This is a genomic window from Faecalibacterium sp. An122 (assembly GCF_002160895.1).
GTDB lineage: Bacteria > Bacillota > Clostridia > Oscillospirales > Ruminococcaceae > Faecalibacterium.
The window spans coordinates 1-2,170 of sequence record NZ_NFLL01000065.1 but is presented as its reverse complement, the minus strand read 5'-3'; the positions used below and the strand labels follow the sequence as shown (position 1 = coordinate 2,170).

Below are 2,170 nucleotides of genomic sequence, written 5' to 3'. Positions count from 1 at the left end.
CTCTCTCTGGCATACCGCCGCGCCGCTTCCCGCCGTTCCTCGCTGTATGGGGCGGTCAGACGGAAAGAGAAGCGGCCTTTCTCAATGTCAAACTCCATGCAGCCCGTTTCCGGGTCTGCATCGGTCTGCTGGCAGATCGCCGGGTAGCGGCGGCTGTATGCAAGCAGACGCTTTTTCAAGGCGGTGTTGTGGGTGCGGATATGGATAAGGGGGTCTTTCTCGTCAAACCAAATATCGGTGGTCTTTTCCTGCTTGGTAAGCCCTGTTCTCATGCAAGCTCCTTTCTGCGCCCCTGTTACGCAATAGGGGCATTTTTCGGGTGTTTTCTCCGGCTCTTGACTTGGAGAAAACAGCGTTTTTGACGATAAAAACCGCCCGGACGGGGAATGGTTCGTCGGGGCGGCTGTTATCGCAAGATTTCCGATTTTTCCGGCTCTTGACCGTCAGACATAGATTAGCTCATGCCTGATGATTTCCTCGGCTCTCGCCTTGCAGTTGTTCATCAATCCTACCCATTTCATCGGGTCGGCGGCTTTAAGGGTTTCGGTGGCTCCCGCTTCTCTGGCAAGGCGGGGCATGAGGTAGTCCAGCATATCCCGCGCCGCCCGGTCTGTTTCCGCAAGGTGGGGATATAACTTCTCGCTGGCTACAAGGGCGGTATAAAGGCGGTGGCGGTATTGTTCCAGATAGGCTTTCCGCAGCCGCCCGTAGTGGCCGATATGGGGCTTTGGGGTAATGGGGCGGTTCCCGTTATCAATCAATCTTCTCATGCGATTTGTTCTCCTTTCTCGTCGTGCTTCTTCCTGTGGTAGTTCTCCCGCCTTGCAGCAAGGAAGTTCTCATACCGGGCTTGGGCTGCGGGGTTTCCGGCTGCGGCTTCCTCGTACATCTTCTGGCGGGATTTCTTGGTGGCTTCCGAGTGGTAAGCCCGCCGCCTTGCAAGCTCGGCGGCTGCGGCGGGGTCGGTTTCCGCTTGGGCTTTCAGTTCTTGGTAGGCGTTCTTCTTCCGGCTCCGGCTGGCTTCAAGGCGTTCCGCTTCCTCCGGCGTGAGGGGCTGTCCCGCGACTTGCGCGGCGGCAAGCTCTTTGAGCGTCCGGGGCTTGGGCGGCTGCGCTGCTTTCTGCCGTTCATACCATGCCTTGTGCTGGTGGTTTTTCCTCTCGCGGTAAGCGGCAAGGCGTTCTGCTTCCTCCGGCGTGAGGTCGGCTCCGGCCTTTTGCAGCGCGGCAAGCTCCTTTAAGGATTTCGGCTTTGGGGACTTGGGCGGCTCGGCGGCTTTCCGTTTCTTCCGCCATTCCTTTTGCCATGCCCGGTTATGGGCTAACCGCGCTTCGTCTGCCGCCTGTTCCTCCGGGGTCAGCAAGCCCGCTTTCTTCCTCGCGGTAAACTCCCGCTTCTCTGCCTTGCGCTTTTCCTCCCGCGCTTTGGCAAGCTCCTGTGAACGGGCTTCCTTTGCCGCCTGTTCCTCCTGCTGGCGGCGTTGTTCCTCGGCTTCCATTGGGGTAACGATATGGGCGGGGACTTCAAACGCGCCGATGAAGTTGAGGTAAATATCTATCCGCTGGCGGCGGCTGTTCCCGCGCCCCTCGCCCTCATGGACAACCACTTTCTCGATAAACTCGTTGAGCATGGGCGTTGTCAATTCGGAAAAGTCGGTGTAGCGGCTCACAAGCTCGATAAACTTATCTGTTTTCAGCCTGTCGGCGTTCCAGCTCTCGATTGCTTCCTGCCATTGTGCGATAGCGGCTTCCAGCCCGGTCTGTTCCTCGTCATATTCGGCAAGCAGACGGGTAAAGTGCTTATCGGGTATCTTGCCTGTGGCGTTTCCCTCGTACAGCTTTTTTACAAGCCCGTCCAGCTCCTTATACCGCCGCTGCGCCTTGCTCACTTTCTGCCGGTACTCCTTGACGGCATTTTCTTGGTGCTGGTCGGTGGCTTTCCGCACACGCTCGATAAACTCCGCTTCATTGTGCCGTACATACCAGCTCACGCGCTGGATTGCGGCAAGAATGGCGGCTTCCATTTTCGCGGTGGGGATATAGTGCATGGTGCAGTCGCGGGTAAGCTGGCGGTAGCTGGAACACACAAAAGCGTCGTCCAGATACTTGCCTTGCACAAGGCTGCTGCGGTGGGTCAGCTTCGCGCCGCAGTCGGCGCAGTAGAGAAGCCC

Annotated in this window: 3 protein-coding genes; all 3 read right to left on the bottom strand. The window is 58.0% G+C overall.

From position 1 onward, the window contains the following. On the bottom strand, positions 1-272 hold a 272-nt coding region (locus B5E67_RS15230; protein WP_087385920.1), incomplete at its 3' end, for a hypothetical protein. 171 nt (positions 273-443) lie between these two features. Further along, positions 444-770, bottom strand: a complete 327-nt coding sequence (locus B5E67_RS15225) for a TnpV protein (protein ID WP_087385919.1) — start codon at positions 768-770, stop codon at positions 444-446. Beyond that, on the bottom strand, positions 767-2,170 hold a 1,404-nt coding region (locus tag B5E67_RS15220), incomplete at its 5' end, for a DUF4368 domain-containing protein (protein WP_143405452.1). The genes B5E67_RS15225 and B5E67_RS15220, both read right to left, overlap by 4 nt.